Annotated in this window: 18 protein-coding genes; 3 read left to right on the forward strand and 15 right to left on the reverse strand. The window is 60.5% G+C overall.

All coding sequences use genetic code 11. From position 1 onward, the window contains the following. Positions 1–146 precede the first annotated feature (146 nt). The 3 genes from QMX88_RS23610 (at position 147) to QMX88_RS23620 (ending at position 2,807) form a co-directional block, all read left to right on the forward strand. Positions 147–836 carry a crotonase/enoyl-CoA hydratase family protein gene (locus QMX88_RS23610; protein WP_122537869.1) on the forward strand — a complete coding sequence of 230 codons (690 nt, stop codon included), beginning with the start codon at positions 147–149 and terminating at the stop codon, positions 834–836. Positions 837–988: 152 nt separating this feature from the next. Further along, positions 989–1,744: a lysophospholipid acyltransferase family protein gene (locus tag QMX88_RS23615; RefSeq protein WP_282372649.1), complete on the forward strand. Its 756-nt coding sequence runs from the start codon at positions 989–991 to the stop codon at positions 1,742–1,744. 91 nt (positions 1,745–1,835) lie between these two features. Then, the gene (locus QMX88_RS23620; RefSeq protein ID WP_192175029.1) at positions 1,836–2,807 is read left to right on the forward strand and encodes a magnesium and cobalt transport protein CorA; all 972 of its coding nucleotides are present in this window, start codon (positions 1,836–1,838) and stop codon (positions 2,805–2,807) included. Positions 2,808–3,096: 289 nt separating this feature from the next. On the opposite strand, the gene QMX88_RS23625 is transcribed toward QMX88_RS23620, so the two are convergent. The 15 genes from QMX88_RS23625 to QMX88_RS23695 form a co-directional block, all read right to left on the reverse strand. Further along, a complete protein-coding gene (locus QMX88_RS23625) occupies positions 3,097–3,819 on the reverse strand; it encodes an amidotransferase (protein WP_282372651.1) in 723 nt (240 codons plus the stop codon). Positions 3,820–3,968: 149 nt separating this feature from the next. Continuing rightward, positions 3,969–6,110 carry a 3-hydroxyacyl-CoA dehydrogenase NAD-binding domain-containing protein gene (locus QMX88_RS23630; RefSeq protein ID WP_282372653.1) on the reverse strand — a complete coding sequence of 714 codons (2,142 nt, stop codon included), beginning with the start codon at positions 6,108–6,110 and terminating at the stop codon, positions 3,969–3,971. A gap of 67 nt (positions 6,111–6,177) precedes the next feature. Further along, positions 6,178–7,383 carry an acetyl-CoA C-acetyltransferase gene (locus tag QMX88_RS23635; protein WP_282372655.1) on the reverse strand — a complete coding sequence of 402 codons (1,206 nt, stop codon included), beginning with the start codon at positions 7,381–7,383 and terminating at the stop codon, positions 6,178–6,180. A gap of 805 nt (positions 7,384–8,188) precedes the next feature. Beyond that, the gene (locus QMX88_RS23640; RefSeq protein WP_282372657.1) at positions 8,189–9,043 is read right to left on the reverse strand and encodes a transglutaminase family protein; all 855 of its coding nucleotides are present in this window, start codon (positions 9,041–9,043) and stop codon (positions 8,189–8,191) included. Continuing rightward, a complete protein-coding gene (locus QMX88_RS23645) occupies positions 9,040–9,999 on the reverse strand; it encodes an alpha-E domain-containing protein (RefSeq protein WP_065989404.1) in 960 nt (319 codons plus the stop codon). Before QMX88_RS23645 ends, QMX88_RS23640 begins: the two co-directional genes overlap by 4 nt. A 12-nt stretch (positions 10,000–10,011) precedes the next feature. Then, the gene (locus QMX88_RS23650) at positions 10,012–11,421 is read right to left on the reverse strand and encodes a circularly permuted type 2 ATP-grasp protein (RefSeq protein ID WP_074891898.1); all 1,410 of its coding nucleotides are present in this window, start codon (positions 11,419–11,421) and stop codon (positions 10,012–10,014) included. 454 nt (positions 11,422–11,875) lie between these two features. Continuing rightward, positions 11,876–12,214, reverse strand: a complete 339-nt coding sequence (locus tag QMX88_RS23655; protein WP_282372660.1) for a ribonuclease E inhibitor RraB — start codon at positions 12,212–12,214, stop codon at positions 11,876–11,878. A gap of 249 nt (positions 12,215–12,463) precedes the next feature. After that, positions 12,464–12,700, reverse strand: a complete 237-nt coding sequence (locus QMX88_RS23660; protein WP_192175035.1) for a hypothetical protein — start codon at positions 12,698–12,700, stop codon at positions 12,464–12,466. A 168-nt stretch (positions 12,701–12,868) separates the two neighbouring features. Then, positions 12,869–14,941, reverse strand: a complete 2,073-nt coding sequence (locus QMX88_RS23665) for an LTA synthase family protein (RefSeq protein WP_192175036.1) — start codon at positions 14,939–14,941, stop codon at positions 12,869–12,871. A 270-nt stretch (positions 14,942–15,211) separates the two neighbouring features. Continuing rightward, positions 15,212–16,414, reverse strand: coding sequence for a type II toxin-antitoxin system HipA family toxin (locus QMX88_RS23670; protein ID WP_282372666.1), 1,203 nt, complete (start codon positions 16,412–16,414; stop codon positions 15,212–15,214). 5 nt (positions 16,415–16,419) lie between these two features. Further along, positions 16,420–16,671, reverse strand: a complete 252-nt coding sequence (locus tag QMX88_RS23675; RefSeq protein ID WP_192175037.1) for a helix-turn-helix domain-containing protein — start codon at positions 16,669–16,671, stop codon at positions 16,420–16,422. Positions 16,672–16,796: 125 nt separating this feature from the next. Then, positions 16,797–17,657 carry a polyamine aminopropyltransferase gene (gene speE / locus QMX88_RS23680; RefSeq protein WP_282372663.1) on the reverse strand — a complete coding sequence of 287 codons (861 nt, stop codon included), beginning with the start codon at positions 17,655–17,657 and terminating at the stop codon, positions 16,797–16,799. A 182-nt stretch (positions 17,658–17,839) separates the two neighbouring features. Next, positions 17,840–18,031 (reverse strand): PLDc N-terminal domain-containing protein, encoded by a 192-nt coding sequence (locus tag QMX88_RS23685; RefSeq protein WP_037009073.1) that lies wholly within the window; start codon positions 18,029–18,031, stop codon positions 17,840–17,842. Positions 18,032–18,140: 109 nt separating this feature from the next. Continuing rightward, a complete protein-coding gene (locus tag QMX88_RS23690; protein WP_282372664.1) occupies positions 18,141–18,665 on the reverse strand; it encodes a hypothetical protein in 525 nt (174 codons plus the stop codon). Between the two features lie 67 nt (positions 18,666–18,732). Beyond that, complete coding sequence (locus tag QMX88_RS23695; protein ID WP_122624151.1) at positions 18,733–19,269, reverse strand: ankyrin repeat domain-containing protein; 537 nt, start codon at positions 19,267–19,269, stop codon at positions 18,733–18,735. Positions 19,270–19,635 lie beyond the last annotated feature (366 nt).

A 19,635-nucleotide genomic window follows, 5' to 3' on the forward strand; every position in this document is an offset into this window, starting at 1 on the left:
TTTAACCCCGGGCCCCCCGCGTTTTCGGGGGGGGCCCGCGGGCCGGGCCCCCCGCCCCCTGACTTGCCAGTCATCCTTTGCGCTTTACCTTGCCCTGCCGGGTGGGTAACGTCTGCGCCACTTCAAAACAAAAAAGGACTCGCTCCATGAGTGATTTGGTCGCCTATCAACTGGATGACGGCGTTGCGACGCTGACCTTGGCCAACGGCAAGGTCAACGCCATCAGCAACGAGGTGGTCGCCGCGTTCAATGCCGCACTCGACCGCGCCGAGCAGGACCGCGCCGTGGTGATCATCACCGGCCAGCCGGGGATTCTCTCGGGCGGGTACGATCTGAAAATCATGACCTCGTCGCCGGAAGCCGCCATGGCCCTGGTCGCCGAAGGCTCCACGCTGGCGCGGCGCATGCTGTCGTTCCCGTTCCCCGTGGTGGTCGCGTGCGGCGGCCATGCTGTCGCGAAAGGCGCCTTCCTGCTGCTGTCGGCGGATTACCGCATCGGCGTCGAGGGTCCATTCAGCATTGGTCTGAACGAGGTGCAAATCGGCATGACCATGCACCACGCCGGCATCGAACTGGCCCGTGACCGCCTGCGTAAAAGTGCCTTCGGCCGCTCGGTGATCTGCGGCGAAATGTTCGACCCAAAGGGCGCGCTGCAAGCCGGCTTCTTCGACAAAGTGGTCGCCCCGGAAGAACTCACCGAAGCCGCGCGCACCGTGGCGCTACAGATGAAGAAGATCAACATGCGCGCCCACAAGCAGACCAAGCTGAAAGTGCGCAAGGAATTCCTCGAGACCCTCGACCGGGCCATCGAGCTGGATCGTCAGATCCCGCTCTAAGGGATCCGCGACAACGCGCTGCATTCCCTGCGGCGCGTTCCCCCTGAAACATCCCGTTAAATTCCTGATCCTCCGCCCGGCCCGTGGCCGATTGCCGATTCCAGTGCACATCCGTACACTGCGCGGCTTTTCGCCTACCGGGTGGGTTTTGCATGCTGTTCGTATTGCGTATGTTGTTGATGGGCCTGCACTTTCTTGTCGCTGGCGCGCTGGGTCTTTTGCTTGGCTTGTGCCGCCCGTTCAACCCTGACAACAGCCGCCTGTGTGCTCGCCTCTACGCCCTCCCCGCCATGGGAATTCTCGGGCTGCGCCTGAATGCGCAGCTCAGCCCGCAGTTCGAGCACGCCAGGCCTTGCGTGATCATCTGTAATCACCAGTCCAATTACGATCTGTTTGTCCTCGGCAACATCGTGCCGCCGCGCACGGTCTGCATCGGCAAGAAGAGCCTCAAGTGGGTGCCGTTCTTTGGCCAGCTGTTCTGGCTGGCGGGCAACGTGCTGATTGATCGCGGCAACCCGCAGCGGGCACGCCGCGCCATTCTCCAGACCACCGAAACCCTGCAGCACAAAGACACTTCAATCTGGGTGTTCCCCGAAGGCACACGCAACGAAGGCGCGGAATTACTGCCGTTCAAACGCGGGGCTTTTCAGATGGCGATCGAGGCCGGTGTGCCCATCGTGCCCGTCTGCGTAAGCACCTACGTGCGCAGCATGAATTTGAATCGATGGAACAGTGGCGAAGTGATCATCCGCATGCTGCCCGCGATCCCGACAGCGGGCCTGACCAGCGAAGACATTCCGCAGCTCATCGGGCTCTGTCACGGCCAGATGCAGACCTGCATCGCCAGCATGGACGCGCAGGTCCGCGGGTCCGCTGCTGCCATCCGAACAGACGCTGAACAGCACTGAAAAAACCTGCAACTCGTTTAAATCCGCCGACTCTGATCAGGGAGCGCGCTAAGCTGCGCGTCAGTTCTCCCTAAAAGAAGAAGCAGACATTATGGGTCGAGTGGTTGCCGCTGCCGTTTACAGTGCCGGAAAGAAAGTCACCAACATCTCCCTCGACGAAGGCGCGGCCTGGGCGGCGAAACCTGGGCATTTCGTCTGGATCGGCCTTGAGCAGCCAGACCTCGAACAACTGACCACGCTGCAGCGGCAGTTCAATCTGCACGAACTGGCCATCGAAGACGCGCTGGAAGTCCACAGCCGGCCGAAACTGGAGACCTTCGGCGACGCGCTGTTCATCGTGACCTACGCGCCGATCCGCGAGAACGGCAAGCTGATCTTCATCGAAACCCACATCTTCGCGGGCAAGGGCTACGTCATCACCTCGCGCAACGGCGATTCGAAGTCCTACGGGGTGGTACGTCAGCGCTGCGAGGCTCGGCCATTGCTGCTGGAGCACGGGGAAGACTTCGTCCTGTATGCGCTGTTGGATTTCGTCACCGAGAACTATCAGCCGGTCACCGAATCGATTCACTGCGAGCTGGAAGAGCTTGAGCACAACGTGCTGCGCAAGGACCTCAACGAAGCCGACATCCACCGCATCCACGCCCTGCGTCGTGACCTGCTGCGCCTGCGCCGCTACGTGGCGCCGATGGTGGAGATTGGCGAGGAGCTGCAGAAGCTGAGCTTTCCCTTCATCGACAAGAACATGCGGCCGTACTTCCGCGACGTGGAGATCCACGTCAAACGGCAGATGGAAGACCTCTCCAACCTGCGCGACATCGCCAGCCAGACCATCGAAATCAGCCTGCTGCTGGAGTCTTCACGGCAGAGCCTGACCCAGCGCAAATTTGCCGCCTGGGCCGCGATTCTGGCTTTCCCCACCGCCATCGCCGGGATCTACGGGATGAATTTCCAGAACATGCCGGAGCTGACCTGGCATTACGGGTATTACATGGTGTTGGGCGTGATCGTCGGCGGGTGCGGGATTTTGTTCGCGAGCTTCAAGCGGTCGGGTTGGCTTTGAGGTTTTTGAATGTGCTTACGACTGTGGCACCGGCTTTGAATACACCTACGACTGTAGGACCGGCTTTAGCCGGGAAGTGGCCGGTGTGAGCACCCTCAATTTTGCAGCGTGGCAACTGACGCCTTCCCGGCTGAAGCCGGTCCCACAGGTAGAATACTTGCTGTCAGTAGGACCGGCTTTAGCCGGGAAGAGGCCGGTGTGAGCGCCATCCATTTTGCAGCGTGGCGACTGACGCCTTCCCGGCTGAAGCCGGTCCTACAATGATCACATAACCCGGCAAAACAGCGCTTTAGCTTACAGGACGCTTGTTCGCCACAAACCGCATCATCCATTCCGCCACCGCCGTGCCGTGGTGGTCTTCTTCCAGGCTGGCGATGCCCTTCCCGTAGACCTGCTCACCCAGCGCGTCCTGACGGATGTCGAGCAAGGTGCGCGAGTAGTCGTGGATGAATTCCGGATGACCCTGGAAGCACAGCACCTGATCGTTGATGTGATACGCGGCAAACGGGCAGAACTCGCTGGTGGCAATGACCGTTGCGCCTTCGGGCAACGCCGTGACCTGATCCTGGTGGCTGATCAGCAGCGTGAGTTTGTCCAGCGCCGGCGTCATCCATGGCCGGGTCGGTGCAAGGTTGTAATGATGAATACCGACACCCCAACCCTGCGGCGCGCGCTCAGTCTTGCCGCCCAGCAGCAGCGCCAGCAACTGATGGCCGAAACATACGCCGAGCAATTTGTCGCCGCGCTTGTAGCGTTCGAGCAGATACGTCTTGAGGGTTTCGATCCACGGATCGGTGCCAAAGGAATCGGCCTTGGAGCCGGTGATCAGATAGGCGTCGAATTGCTCGTCATCCGGCGGGTAATCGCCGTGCATGACGTTGTAGACGACGAACTCCGCAGGCACCGGCTGTTGAGCAAAGAGTTTTTCGAACATCCGCCCGTAACCCTGGTATTGATCGACCAGCTCCGGGCGAAGTACGTCGGTTTCCAGAATGCAGATGCGTAACGACATAAAAATTCCTGAAGCGACAAAGCGAAAATGCGTGGGCTCAAGCCTGCCTTGAAGGCCGGGGCAAGGCAAGGCCCAGTTGTGGCCGCGCGCGGTCTTCAACTGAACCCCGGCTGTCGCGGCACTACATCCGCCACAACCGGGAGCCGGCGCTAGAACAGCGTCCCCTCCTCCGCTTTCTCCAATAGCAACGCAGGCGGCTGAAAACGTTCGCCATAGCGCTCGGCCAAGGCCCGGGCGCGGGTGATAAACGGCTTCAGTCCGTATTGATTGACGAATTGCAACGCCCCGCCAGTCCAGGCCGGAAAGCCGATGCCAAGCATCGAACCCACGTTGGCGTCCGCCGTCGATCGCAGCACACCCTCTTCCATGCAACGCACGGTTTCAAGGGCCTGAATGAACAGCAGCCGGTCGCGAATATCCTGGCCGCTGATCTGTGCGTCGGGCTTCTCGAAGCGGATTTTCAACTCCGGCCACAAGTGCTTGGGTCCGCCGTCGGGGTAGTCGTAAAAACCGCCGCCGGAGGTTTTCCCTGCGCGATCGAATTCATGCAACAGCTGCTCGATCACCGCGTCGGCCGGATGCCCGGGGAGCTCCACGCCCTGTTCTGCCAAGTCCTTGCGCGTCTGCTGCCGAATCTGGCTCATCAACCGCAGCGACACCTCATCTGACACCGCCAGCGGCCCCACCGGCATCCCGGCCTTGCGCGCCTCGGTCTCGATCATCGGCGCACTGACGCCCTCGCCGAGCATGGCAATGCCTTCGTCGGCGTAGGTGGCGAACACCCGCGAGGTGAAGAAGCCGCGCGTGTCATTGACCAGAATTGCGGTCTTGCCGATCTGGCGAACGAAGTCGAAGGCCCGCGCCAGGGTCATGTCGTTGGTGCGCACGCCCTTGATGATTTCCACCAGGCGCATCTTCTCCACCGGGCTGAAGAAATGCAGACCAATGAAGCGCTCCTGCCGGCTGATGGCGCTGGCAAGGCCCGTGATTGGCAGCGTCGAGGTATTGGACGCAATCACCGCATTGGGCACGACCACTTGCTCGGCGGCGGCGCTGACCTGAGCTTTAAGCTCGCGATTTTCGAATACCGCCTCGATGATCAGGTCGCAGCCTTCAAGGTCGCTGTCGCGGCCTGTCGGCTTGATACGGCCCAGCACGGCATCGCGCTGAGCCTCGGTGATGCGGCCTCTGGCAAGCTGCTTGTTCAGCAGTCGCGCCGAGTAATCCTTGCCCTTCTGCGCCGCGGCCAGATTGATGTCCTTGAGGACCACGCTGACGCCCGCCACCGCCGTGACATAGGCAATGCCGCTGCCCATCAGCCCGGCCCCGAGGATGCCGACCTTGCGCATGTTGAACACCGGCGGCGCCTTGGGCCGCGCCTCTGCGGCCTTGACCCGGTTGAGCTGAAACCAGCTGCCGATCATGTTCTTGGCTACTGGGCCGGGGGCGAGTTCAGTGAAGTAACGCGCCTCAATTTTCTCTGCCGTGTGGAAATCCACCTGCGCGCCTTCCACAGCTGCGGCCAGGATCTTCTCCGGCGCCGGGTAGCAGCCCCAGGTTCTGCTGCGCAACATCGACGGCGCGATGGCCAGCATCTGCGCCACTTTCGGGTGCGCAGGCGTGCCGCCGGGCAATTGAAACCCTGGTTGATCCCAGGCTTTGATCGGCGCCGGATTGGCCAGAATCCATTCGCGCGCCTTGGCCATCAGGTCATCGGCATCGCTGGCCAGTTGATCGATCACACCTGTTTTCAAGGCGTGCTCGACGCCCATGGTCCGGCCTTCCATCAGCAACGGCAGCGCTTTCTCCAGCCCCAACATGCGCACCAGCCGCACGGTGCCGCCCCCTCCCGGAAGCAAACCGAGGGTGACCTCCGGCAGGCCCAGTCTCACGTGGCCACCGTTGATTGCGATGCGATGGTGACAGGCCAGGCACAGCTCCAGGCCGCCGCCCAATGCAGAACCCTCGATGGCGGCCACCACCGGTTTGCCGAATGTTTCCAGCGCGCGAAGCTGGGCCTTGAGGTCCATGGTCATCTGGTAGAAGGCGGCGGCGCGGGTGGAGTCGACCTGACTCAGCTCGTTGAGGTCGCCGCCGGCAAAAAAGGTCTTCTTCGCCGAGCGGATGATCACACCGGCGATGGCCTCTTTGTCCGCCTGCAGGCGCTCAAGCGTCTCGGCCATGGCCTGGCGATACACCGCGTTCATGGTATTGGCTTGCTGGCCGGGCATGTCGAGGGTCAGCGTAACGATCTGATCCGTGCCGGTTTCGTAGCGGATGGCATCGCTCATGCGGTCGTTCTTCCTGAAACGGTTATCGGGTAAAGGCGGTCGGCGTAGCGGTTATCGTGCTCCACGTTCATACCCGCTCGATGATCGTCGCGATGCCCATCCCGCCGCCGACGCACAGGGTCGCCAGGCCGTAACGCAACTGCCGGGCTTCCAGCTCGTCGAGCAGCGTGCCGAGAATGATGCAGCCCGTGGCGCCGAGTGGATGGCCGAGGGCAATCGAGCCGCCGTTGACGTTGACTTTGTCGGGGTCGACACCCATGTCCTTGATGAACTTGAGCACCACCGAGGCGAAGGCTTCGTTGACCTCGAACAGGTCGATGTCATCAATGGTCAGCCCCGCCCGCGCCAGGGCTTTGCGCGTGGCGGGCGCAGGGCCCGTGAGCATGATGGTCGGATCGGTGCTGGTCACCGCCGTGACCACGATGCGCGCCCGTGGTCGCAGGCCCAGGGCCTGACCTTTTTGCGCGGTGCCGAGCAGCATCAACGCGGCGCCATCGACGATGCCGGAGCTGTTGCCCGGCGTGTGCACATGCTCGATGCGTTCGACATGGCTGTAGACGCGCAGCGCCGTGGCGTCATAGCCCATTTTGCCGATGGCCTCGAAACTCGGGCGCAGGTTGCCCAGCGCCTCCAGTGTGGTGTCGGGGCGGATGAACTCGTCATGGTCGAGCAAAAGCAGGCCGTTCCGGTCCCTGACCGGCACCAGTGAACGGCGAAACGCACCCCGCTCCCGGGCCAGCGCCGCCTTGTGCTGGGATTGCAGGGCGAACAGGTCCACGTCATCGCGGCTGAAGCCTTCGAGGGTGGCGATCAGATCGGCGCCGATCCCCTGAGGCGTGAAGTGGGTGTGCAGGTTGGTTTGCGGATCAAGTACCCACGCGCCGCCGTCGCTGCCCATCGGCACGCGCGACATCGACTCGACGCCGCCGACCACCACCAGATCCTCGAACCCGGAACGGAGCTTCATCGCTCCCAGATTCACCGCTTCTAGCCCCGATGCGCAGAACCGGTTGATCTGAACCCCGGCCACGCTGACGGCCCAATCGGCGACCAGGGCTGCGGTTTTGGCGATGTCGGCCCCCTGATCGCCGATGGGCGTAACGCAGCCCAGCACAATGTCATCGACGTGGTGGGTGTCGAGGTGATTGCGCACTTGCAGTTCTTTCAGCAGCCCTGCCACCAGATCCACCGGTTTGACGCTGTACAACGCGCCATCCGGCTTGCCCCTGCCCCGCGGCGTGCGCAAGGCATCGTAAATAAACGCTTCGGTCATGCTGTCCTCGCTAAACCGATGATCTGTCTTTTTATATGTCCGGCCGATAGTCGAACTGTCATAAGAGCACTATCTATCACAAGCGATATCACAGAGCGCGCTCTTTCACCGGATCGATTGACAGGGTAGCTGGTTGTGAGAAGTTTCGGACTCGGACGAACGGTAGCGGGCTATTGAACGCAGGCAGTTTTGGTCGCAGGCGTCTAGCAGGCGAATATCTGAGCGATGGCTATTCGCCAATCCTAACGAAGTTATAAGAATTAGACTGGATAATCCTCAATGATCTAAACCGCACAGCACGCGGGCTCTAAGGTTTAGTCAGTAGCAGTGGCGCCATAACAAAATCGATTCACCCAGCGCCCGCCGTCCACGATCTGCTGATCGGGGCACCTGCTCTTTTGCCTCACCTTTGCCAACCCCCGCCTTGGTCTCGACCAAAGCCCATGGGTTTCTGTCGCTCAGGAATAACAAGAAAAGGCATTTACCATGTTCAAGTTCAAGTTCAAGCGCTCGAAAATACGTCAGGCCGGACTCATCGTTTTCGCCACTACGCTGCTGCTGATCTTGCCGAACATGACACGGTTGTTTGGCTGAGCAGCCTGCGCTCGGCACGTGCAGCATCCTGCGACGGCGTCCCCTGATTCCCTGTTTCATACAGGGTGAACGGCGGTCGTATGGGTATCAGGTCGTTGTGTTGCGGAGTGTCGGCTTTTTCTGTGGCGGGGGGAGTGGCTGTCTGGCGCACCGATTAGCGCGCAAGTGGTGGGAAGGCGGCCGAGCTGAACGCCCGACCGCTAGGGGCTGATCAACCCTGGCGTTGCACCTGAATCATCGGCGCCGGGACGGGCTTTTTCTTCGCAGCGGCCGGAACAGCAATCGGCGCTGATGGCGATACGACCACCTTGGCGTGCATCTGCTCGCAACCACCGCCACGACGCATGCCGCGCACCGGGCAGGCGTCCAGATAATCCAGGCCGACCGCCAGCTTCAGATGCCGTTCCGGAATCGCCAACTGATTGGTCACATCAAAGCTGTACCACGCGTCGTCAATCCACGCCTCCGCCCACGCATGGCTGGACAGGTGTTCGCTGCTGTCACTGTAGAGATAACCCGACACATAGCGCGCCGGCACCCCGAGACTGCGGGCGCAGGCCAGAAACGCGTGGGTGTGATCCTGACAGACGCCAACACGGCTGGCGAACGCTTGGGCGGCGCTGGTATCGACGGCTGTGGAGCCTGGCGTATAGGTGATGTGCTCGTTGAGCGCGTGCATCATATCGATCAGCGCGGTGCGGTCGGTGCGCTTGTGGGTCTGCGCGATGGCAAAGGCGCGAATCGCTTCGTCAGCCTCGGTCAGGCGGGTAAAGCGCAGAAACGGCAGCGACGACTGAGTCTCGTGTTCCGCCTCGCGCTTCTCGTCGATCTCGACCTGGCCGCGCGCACCGATGACGATGGCTTCGTGGGGTTCGTCCAGGGTCAGCACGTGGAGAATATTGCCGAACGGATCGATCTGCGCACGCACCGGGCGCGGCAATGCCAACTGCCAGCTCAACACCTGCTGGCGCTCGCTGTCGTGGGGGGTCAGACGCAAATACTGGATGCTGGCGCGAACCTGATCGTCGTAGTGATAGGTGGTCTCGTGGCTAATTGAGAGTCTCATGCAGCCTCCAGGTAAGAAGTGTGAATGACGCTACCCAGTTGGGCCAGAAGTGGAATGAATTCGTTCAACCACTCATGCAGGCCTTCATCGAGGATCTCGTCGATGCCGGTGTAGCGCAGGCGAGCGTCCAGCTCGGCGGCCAGACGCTGGGCGGGACGGCCATTGGCCCCGGGCAGACTGGCGAGAATGATGTCCAGCTCCTCCAGACACGCACGCAATGAGCGCGGAATGTCCGCACGCAACAGCAGCAATTCGGCGACCTGACGGGCTCCCGGTGCATCGCGATAAACCTCCGTGTACGCCTCGAATGACGACAACGCGCGCAACAGCGCACTCCATTGATAGTAGCCAGCGGCGGAACTGTCTGCCGCCGCGTTGGCGGACGGGCCGCGCAATTCGAGCATTTCATAACGCGCATCGAGCATGCGCAGGGTGTTGTCGGCGCGCTCGATGAACGTCCCCAGACGAATAAAACGGAACGCGTCGTTGCGCATGATGGTGCCATAGGTCGCGCCGCGGAACAGGTGTGAACGCTCCTTGACCCACTCACAGAACCGGCTCATGCCGTAACGGCTCAAACCCTGTTCGGCGATGCCGCGAATTTCCAGATACGTGGCGTTGATGTTTTCCCACATGTCCGCAGTAATGCGCCCACGCACCGCATGGGCACTGGCCCGCGCCGCACCCAGGCAGCTGAAGATGCTCGCAGGGTTCTCGGCGTCCAGCGCGAAAAAGTGCAGCAAGCGCTCGGCGTGCAGGTCGCCGTGGCGCTCCAGGTAATCGTCCAGGGTTCCGGTGATCAGCAGGGGCATGGCGATTTCATTCAGGCCATCCCCGCGTCCGTCCTGGGGCATAAGCGACAGCGAATAACTGACGTCGAGCATCCGCGCGAGGTTCTCGGCGCGCTCCAGGTACCGCGACATCCAATATAAATCCGAGGCAGTTCTACTTAGCATTGGCAGGCATCCTTAATCCTCGACCACCCAGGTGTCCTTGGTTCCGCCACCCTGCGACGAGTTCACCACCAGCGAGCCTTCGCGCAAGGCAACACGCGTGAGACCACCGGGCACTACACGGGTTTCGCGGCCAGCCAGGACGAACGGGCGAAGGTCGATGTGGCGCGGGGCGATGCCGTTCTCGACGAAGGTCGGACAGGTCGACAGGCACAAGGTCGGTTGCGCGATATACGCGTGGGGCTTGGCTTTGAGCCGCGCCCGGAACGACTCGATTTCGGCAGCGGTGGCAGCGGGGCCCACGAGCATGCCGTAACCGCCGGAGCCCTGGGTTTCCTTGACCACCAGATCGCCCAGATTGGCGAGCACGTGGGACAGCTCTTCGGGCTTGCGGCACTGCCAGGTCGGCACGTTCTTGAGGATCGGCTCTTCGTCGAGGTAAAAACGGATCATGTCGGTGACGAAGGGGTAGACCGACTTGTCGTCCGCCACGCCGGTGCCAATGGCATTGGCCAGCACCACATTGCCCGACCGGTACGCCGCCAGAAGGCCCGGCACGCCGAGCATTGAATCCGGATTGAACGCCAGCGGATCAAGAAACGCGTCGTCGAGCCGGCGGTAAATCACGTCGACCGCTTTCGGGCCGTCGGTGGTGCGCATGAACACGCGGTCATCGCGCACGAACAGGTCAGCGCCTTCCACCAGCTCGACACCCATTTCCCGGGCCAGAAACGCGTGCTCGAAAAACGCGCTGTTGAAGCGCCCGGGGGTCAGCACGACGACGCTGGGGTTATCCAGCGGGCTAGAGCTCTTCAGTGTGTCCAGCAACAGGTTCGGGTAGTGATCGATCGGCGCGATGCGTTGCGCGGCGAACAGCTCGGGGAACAGCCGCATCATCATCTTGCGGTCTTCGAGCATATAGCTCACGCCGCTTGGCGTGCGCAGGTTGTCTTCGAGCACGTAATACGTGCCGTCGCCGTCACGCACCAGATCGACGCCGGAGATGTGCGAATACAGGTCGCGATGCAGATTCAGGCCCTGCATCGCCAACTGGTATTGCTCGTTGGCAAGGACCTGTTCGGCAGGAATGATCCCGGCCTTGATGATGCGCTGATCGTGATAGAGGTCAGCGAGAAACATGTTCAGCGCCTTGACGCGCTGAATGCAGCCGCGCTCCACCACCCGCCATTCGCTGGCCGGAATGCTCCGCGGAATGGTGTCGAAGGGGATCAGCCGCTCGGTGCCCTGCTCGTCGCCGTACAGCGTGAATGTGATCCCGGCGCGATGAAACAATAAATCGGCCTCACGCCGACGCTGAGCGAGCAACTCAGGCGGCGCTTCACCCAACCAGCGGGCGAATTCCCGATAATGCGGACGAACTATGCCGCCCGCATCGTACATCTCGTCATAAAAGGTGCGGATCATGCCGTACTCCTTGTCACCATGGACACCAGAGCCTTCGCAAGGCCCGTGCCATCGGCATAAACGCTTTAATATCAATGGGTTGAATTAAACAGCCGGAGCGTCCGCACCATTCCTGTGCACGATGCGCCCTAACCCGTTCACCAACGCTTCATGGCGAAGCGTCGTTCACTCTGAAAATCTATCGCTGGCATAGCGACAGTTCATTTCCGTCTGGTTCAGGGGCTGAGCATAATCGCCCCATACCGCAGACCAACCCGCCGGATCACACAAGGCGATTGGCTCAAAACCTTATTGGCAACGCCACCCGATATTCCCTTTCCGCCGCTCCCAAGAGAGCGGCTTTTTTTTGCCTGTGATTCAGCTCGGTGCATCTCCCGCTCCACACTTGGTCGTGAAGGCGGGAGACAATTTTCAACGATCGGCGCCTCGCTTCGGCGCATGACGGTTGATCAGCTCAATGAAGGCGCTTGAGCTCCTGTTTGACGCCCCAGCCTTCAACCTCCCCGTCCAGACCGAAAATCGCCGTCTGGAAATCCTGCTCGAAGTCGCCTATCCCGTCGTACGTTGCGTACATCAACTTGCTCAGTTCCAGGTGCCACGCACCGTCTTCCAGTGCATTGAGCTGGACATTCACTGACTCGCCACGAAATTTTTCCGCAGCCCGACGCGCCCGGTCCTCATCCGGAAAGGTGGCATAGAACTCGATGGGGTGAATGCGTGCGAAGTCGAAACCGCCTTCTTTCATGCAGCGCAGAACATGGCTGCTGATGTCTTCTTGATAGGCTGTGCTCATGAAACGTCCTCCTATGCAACGATAGATAGAGTTTCAACTATCCCGAAACACCCCTCGATGGCGAGGCGTGTAGCGGCAGGTCATCTGCCGCCCGGGACTCAAGCATGTCGCTGACAAGGCCGTTGCGTTTTACAAAACGGGCATACGTACGCGAGCGGACTCGGGTAGATGCATCACCGACCTCGATCGCAGAGTACGCCCATTGCCAGTGCGTTGCCAATTGGCAGGATGGCGGGAAATGCAGGCTTCTTACGAAGCCTCGATGATGGAGATGATCTGTACCGCGTTCTGCTCTTTGAGTGTCTTCACGGTGGGCTCGGCAGTGCGACCGTCGAGGTCGTTCAGATCAAGATCACTGGCGACCGGAAACAGGATCGGACGGAGTTGCTGCGCAGCCTCTTCTTCACTGGGACGGTGATCGGATTCAAGATCGAGGGTTTGCTGCACACCGTCTTTGTCCAGAAACGAAATAGTCCACACTTTCATCAATGTCTCCTCAGTAAAGGCCTGACAACGGCCTGATGATCTTGACCCTTGCAGCGCAACGACGTTCAACCCGAATCGTCAGCGCACAGCTGACGTTGGCAGCCTGAAGCCAAGGATTCGCAGGCAAAAAAAACGCCCCGGTATCGGGGCGTTTTCATCAGGCTGCGGTCATTGTGGCTTGGCGTCTTTGACCCCTGCCGTGTTGTCCAGCAGGCTCTTGGTCGCGGTCTGCAGGAAGCTGTCGAGCTTCTTGCGCAACTCGGCGACGTCCGGCGCATTCGGCATCAGCTCGGCATGGGGCTTGGTGCCCAACTCGTAGCTGTAGACCTTCGGCTCCATTTCCTTGGGTTCGATCAGTATCCGGTTGCCGGTGACCAGCGCCACGGTCTGCTCGCTGCCCGATGGCTTGATCACGCCAAAACCCTCGTCTCCCGCCGGCAGATTGAGCAAGTCGCGGCCCCAGCACTGGTGCACGGTGTCGCCACCCAGGCGGCCCATGATGGTCGGCACGATGTCGATCTGCGTACCGACGATGCTGCTGCGCTTGCCGAACTTGTCCTGCAGGCCCGGGGCGATCATCAGCATCGGCACGTTGAAGCGGCCCAGGTCCATCTCGGTGATCTGCTCGTTGTTGCCGAAGCCGTGGTCACCGACGACCACAAACAGCGTGTCTTTGTAGTACGGCTCTTTCTTGGCCTTCTCGAAGAACTGCCCCAGCGCCCAGTCCGAATAACGCATGGCGGTGAGGTGTTCATCCAGCGTGCCATGCCCGGTGACGCGCTCGACCGGCAGATTGGCCGGCAGTGCGTACGGCGTGTGGTTGGACAGGGTTTGCAGCAAGGCATAGAACGGCTTGCCTTTGGCCTCGCGGGCTTTCAGCTCCTCGGCGCCACGGTCGAACATGTCCTGATCGGACACGCCCCAGGTCGGGTCCGAGAACACCGGGTTGACGAAGTCGTTGCGGCCAATGAAGTTGGTCATGCCCTGGTTGCTGAAGAAGCCTGACTGGTTGTCCCAGGCGAAGTCACCGTTGTAGACGTAAACGTCGTCGTACTTGCGCGCGCTGAGCAGCTGCGGCAGACCCGACAGCTTGTGGCTGCCTTCCGGTGTCTGCATCAGGTATTCAAAGCCCGGCAGGTTCGGGAAGCACGCCATGGTCGCGAACATGCCCTGATGGGTGTGCGTACCGTTGGAGAAGAAGCGATCAAACAGCAGACCTTCCTGGGACAGTTTGTCGAAGTAAGGCGTGATGTTCGATTCGTCACCCAGCGCACCCACCGAATGGCCGGCGAAGCTTTCCATCAGGATCACGACGACGTTCTTGATCGGCAGCGTGTTGGCCGGCGGCGGTGTGAAATCACGACGGACAGCGGCTTTCTCAGGATCGATCAGCTTGTCGTTGGCGGTCAGCAGCATGTCGCGGACCGTCTGCTGGGCTTCAGCCACAGGCAGGGTCGCTTTCCAGATGTTGTCGCGGTCCTCGGACATGCGGCTCTTCGCCGCCGCGATCAGCGTCAGCGTGCCGTTCAGGCCAAGGGTGTTGGCGAAGTTGGAGTCAGTGGTGTACGCATCGCCCCAACGCAGCGGCGGGCCCTGGCGCAAGGTGCCGCGAGCGGCGATGACGGCGACCACCAGACACAGCAGGAAGACCACGGCGCGTTTGTACAATGGCGCGACCACACGGTTGTCGGCGCTGGCGACGTTGAACCCGCCACGGGGACGGGTCACGCGATCGACGCCTTTGAAGACCAGGCTCAGCAGCCAGGTCACCAGTGCCCACGCCAACAGATAACGAACCACCGGGTAGCCGTACCAGATCATGCTCAGAACGGTTTTCGGGTCTTCTTTGACGTACTGGAAAACCAGGCCGTTCAGGCGCTGGTGGAATTCACGGTAGAAGTCCATCTCCATCAGGCCGAAGAACGCGGTCAGGCTCGCAACCAGCGTCAGCCAGAAGCGAAACACCCCACGGGCCGCCATCAGGCGCGCGCTGAACAGGGACAGCAGAAGGGGAATCAGGATGTACACGACCAGACGCAGATCGAATCGCAGGCCATTGCCGAACGCCTCGACAAACGTCGAAGCCGGCGTCGCGCCGATGCCTTCGCGGTTATAGACCAGCAGCGCAACGCGCAAAAGGGTGTACAGGACCATCAGCACCAGGCCGCTCAGGAGCGTATAGGCCAGGTGCGATTTGACGGTAGGTTGCGGCGCGCGCGCCGGGGCGTCCGTTTTGGCCATGTGTTGTGGGATCCGTTGGATTCAGGTTTAGGTTCAAAAAGCGGTGCGCCCGACCACATCGAAATGCCGGTCCGGGCTGCGGGGGCCAAATATTACGTGAACCGTCGCGGTTTACCACCGATCCCGCGCATTCTTCATGACGGATCGGCTCAAACATTTATCTCAATCAGTGGGTAGCCTTGGAACGGCGCGAATCTTCCCGAAGAAACGGTGAAAATTCCGTTCATTAACGACGCCTCTCATATTTTCTTACAAAGCCTTGAATAGCGCTCACACCTTGAACGTCTGGGCATACCGCTCGACGGCGTGTTCGATGGCGTCGAAAACAGGGGGTGCGTGGGCGTTGAGCGAGGCGTTTTCCTGCAGCGACGCCTGCACCGCTGCGATCAGCCGTTCGATGCGCACGTTCGGTTTGCGGATGTCGCAGGTCGACGCGAGGGTCAGGATGCCGAGCCTCGAGCCGAACAGGCTCTTCGAGCCATCCAGGCGCAGGGCGAGCGCGTCGTCCTTTATGTACGCGGTGGTGTTGACGATGTCGTAGGCTGGCGCCAATTGAGCGTCCGCCCCCAGCGGGTCGCGATACAGCACCCCGAAGTTCTTCAAATGGGCATCGCCGTTGCCGACCATGCAACTGAGCGCGACGATGTCGAAGAACCGATCCAGCGAATCACGCACGTGCTCAGGCGCGCAGAACAGGCGAATGGCCTTGGCGATGTTTTCGTAGCTGGAGTCGTATTTCTGCTCCGTGCCCAGGCCCATCAGCACGGCCATGTCCTCGAAGCCGATGGCTCGCTGGTCAGCGTCCCGATCAAAGCGACGCATGACGAACAGCTGGCGGTTATCTGACAGATAAAATTCCGGTACCGGCATGCCGGCTCTGCGCGCAGCATCCATGCACACGTACTCGTTGACGGCCAGCCCGGGGAAGTCCGCCCTCCCCGACTTGACGATCAATTCGGGCATCAACAGTGTGGCTTTCGGGTCCGTAACGAAGTCCGCATCGGGCACGATGACTTTGGGCTGAACGCCCGAAATCCCGGTGCGCAAAATGTATTGATCGACCAGTTCGGCAAACAGATCCTGCGTCCCGTCCCAACTGAGTATCTGCCCCAGGCTTTTGCCTGCAACGGGGCCCGCCCCACCCAATAAGTCATCGATCATTGGAGACGCCACGGCGACGCGGCCGGCGGGCGAACTGCTACCGGTCAATGCCATGAGCAGCATGGGGTTGATGGGCGTGGTTTTGGCGAGGCGATTGCGCAACTGTTCCAGCACGAAGCCTTCGGGCAGGTTCATCTGGAAGACGGGATGCAGGCTGCGCGAGACGTAAGCCGCATCGCGAACGCCCATGGTCAGGCTGATCTGCGACGCCGGGCTGGCGTCCAGGCCATAGCGAAACAGGTAGTCGCCGGACTCAGACGCTGACAGCTCACCGCTCTCACCCTCCGGGGTAAAAATGCGTACACGATCCAGCGGTTTCACTGGAACACCTCGCGCAGCTCTTCAAACGTCGGGCGTCGGGCGGAAACGACTTTTATCTCGGCATTCAACGCGGCCAGCACCTTGGCGTAGAAATTCACCGCCACAGTCGGGCTGCCTTTTTCGACTTCTGCAAGCTTTTGCCGTGTCATGCCCGACTGGTAGGCCAGCTGCACTTGAGTAAGGCCGCGGGATTTGCGCATCTCTTCGATCTGGCTGCCCAAGCGCTCGAGCAATAACGTCGCGTCCATTTGTCACGCCTGCATAACATTAAACGATCAATGGAATGTATACGTGACATGACTGGCGAGCAAGGAGAAGTTACGCAAACCTGACATCGCCTGGAGGATGTCATGTTTGCGTAACATATCGGCCATCAGAAGTTGCTGGGCTTGCTGATCGCCTGAAGCACGTACTGCGGCAATGCAAAGGCGCCGATGTGGACCTCAGGGTTGTAGTAACGGGTGACGATGCCGCTGCCGGCGAATCGCTGACGCAGGGTATCCAGCGAAACTTTGCGGTGCTCGGAATCCGTCGAGCCCCAGGCAAACGTCATCGCGCCACCAATATAGGTGGGCACCGCTGCCTGATAGAAATGCCAGTCGGCGAACAGGCCATTCATGCGCCCTGCCGTGGTCTGCACTTCGCTCAGCTGCATGAACGGCGTGCCGTTCTGCGTGACCAGAATCCCGCCTTCGTTGAGGCAGCGATGGCAGGCCTGATAGAAGTTTTCCGAAAACAGCACTTCGCCCGGCCCGATCGGGTCCGTCGAATCGGAAATGATGACGTCAAATTTTTCCTGAGTGGTGGCAACGAAGCGCATGCCGTCGTCGATGACCAGGTTCAGACGCGCATCATCGAAAGCGCCTTTGGAGTGGTTCGGCAGGTACTCCTTGCACATCTCGACCACAGTGCCGTCGATCTCGACCATGGTGATGTGCTCGACTGTCGCGTGCTTGGCTACTTCGCGCAGCATGCCGCCATCGCCACCGCCGATGATCAGCACACGTTTGGCGCGGCCGTGGGCCAGAATCGGCACGTGGGTGAGCATCTCGTGATAGATGAATTCGTCGGCTTCGGTGGTCTGAATCACGCCGTCCAGCGCCATGACCCGGCCCATGCGCGGGTTTTGAAAGATCACCAGATGCTGATGTTCGGTGCGCACTTCATGCAGCATCTTTTCCATGCGAAAGCGCTGGCCATAGCCTTCGTACAACGTTTCTTGATAATCGCTCATGGATGGAGTCCCCGGTAACTACTGATGACAGGACGGCAGGCCGCCCACAAGAAGGCGCGCATTCTACGTCGCGGAGCATGACAGGTCGAATGTCGTGGTGGCCGTGGCTAATCTGGCAAAACAAAAACGCCCGACTGGCCAGGCCAGTCGGGCGTCAGGTGTTCTGAAGCCTTGCTGCGATACTAGATGCGCACGTTGCCACGCGGGCCAGCGATTGCCCAGATGATCAGGCCCAGCACCGGCAGGATGACGATCAGCAAAATCCAGAGAATTTTCTTCCCGGTTTCCGCGCCGCTTTTCAGCACGTTGATGATGGCCCAGATATCCAGCGCCAGAATGATCAGGCCAATCAGACCGTTGAAGGTAGAACCCATGGTGTTGCTCCTAATTGAAGGCTTGCTCACTTGAGAGTGGCGGGTTGCAATCAGGGTTCCGTCGGTCGGGAGGGATATTTCTCGGCGCAGCAAAAGGCGGTGCCGGAGATCAAACCTGCGCCTTGAGCGCCTCCAGCGCGGGCTCTACTAATATGCCGAGCTCGACGCCGAGTGCCATGACCCGCTCAACGTCAGCGCCGTAGACCAGCACCGTTTGCAACACGTGGTCCAGCGGCTCGCTGATGTCCATCAGCACATACCCGCCCATGTCCTTGTTCATGCTGGAAAGCTGAATCTGAATACGGTTAAGCGCGGCCAGGGGTTCAGCTTTGGTCAGCTGTTTGGGTTTGATGTTGAACGGCACGTTGGGGCCGAACGACGCCATGATCTCGGTGAGCAAATCAGAATAGGTATCAGCCTGAAGCAAGACGGTATCAGGCAGGCTGCCGATGACGACCCACTCGCCCAGCGGGATCGGGAAGGTGTCGTCGAAATTGATGTCGGGGTTGGCGGTCAGAAATGCATCGGGGTCGGCGTAAGCCTGGGCGGCTTCGTCGGCGATTTTTTCGATTTCTTCATCGCTCATGCAGCCGGAGCTGATCTTGCTGATGAATTCGATGAGTGAAGCTTTCATGGCAGATCGTCCGGGGGCTGAAAAACAGGCGCGCAGGATAGCTGGAAATGCTGCGCGCCTCTATCGCTTACGCCCCCAGACGTGTGAGCTGTTCGGCGGTCTCGGTCGCGCCCATGGTCTGCGCGGCCATCAGCGGGGTGACGCCCTTGGCATCCTGGATGTGAGGGTTGGCACCCTTGGAGATCAGGTAGTCGACGATCGCGGTACGGTTGAACATCGCCGCCATCATCAATGCGGTACGGCCGTCGGCTGATGCGCCTTCCACGTCTGCGCCGCCTTCCACAAGGATCTTCACGGTTTCCAGATCGCCCTTGAACGCAGCGCCAGCGATCGGGCTCTGGCCGTTGTCGTTGCGCAGTTCCGGGTCAGCCTTGTGCTTGAGCAGCACCCGCACGGCATCTTGATGACCGTGGTAGCTGGCCAGCATCAACAGCGTGTCGCCTTTATGGTTGCGAAGATTGGGGGTCAAGCCGTTTTCCAGCAGCCGATCGAGCATCGGCGCGTCACCAGCACGAGCCCGGTCGAACACCTGCTCGGCAAATTCCAGTGCCTCTTCGTCTGTCATGCGCGTGGCAGAACCGGGCGTGGTGGGGGCTTCTGACATTTCTTAACTCCAGTAGCGCAAGGCATTGCGCGGGACAAAATCAAAGGATGCAGCGATTCACGGGCCAGGCAATCTATGAGCCGTGGACAAAGCCTGTAGTTCCACTGATAACGCCATCACTCATGGCGCACCGTCGATAGCGCCGCCGCAGATGACACCAACGATGCCAGCTTCATCAACCGGCGCCAAACGATCAGTTTCAATGAGCCCGATAGCGCAAGCTGACAGCCCGGCGAGAAAATTTCGCAACAAAACGAAATAAATCCCGGATACCGCTGTCTCAGTTATGTCCGCAAAGCGCGACTCCCGCCCCGCAGCACTCCTTCACCACCCCCCACTCCGGTAAATTGCAGGATGCACGGGAGG

It is taken from the genome of Pseudomonas sp. PS02290 (assembly GCF_029960075.1).
Lineage (GTDB): Bacteria > Pseudomonadota > Gammaproteobacteria > Pseudomonadales > Pseudomonadaceae > Aquipseudomonas.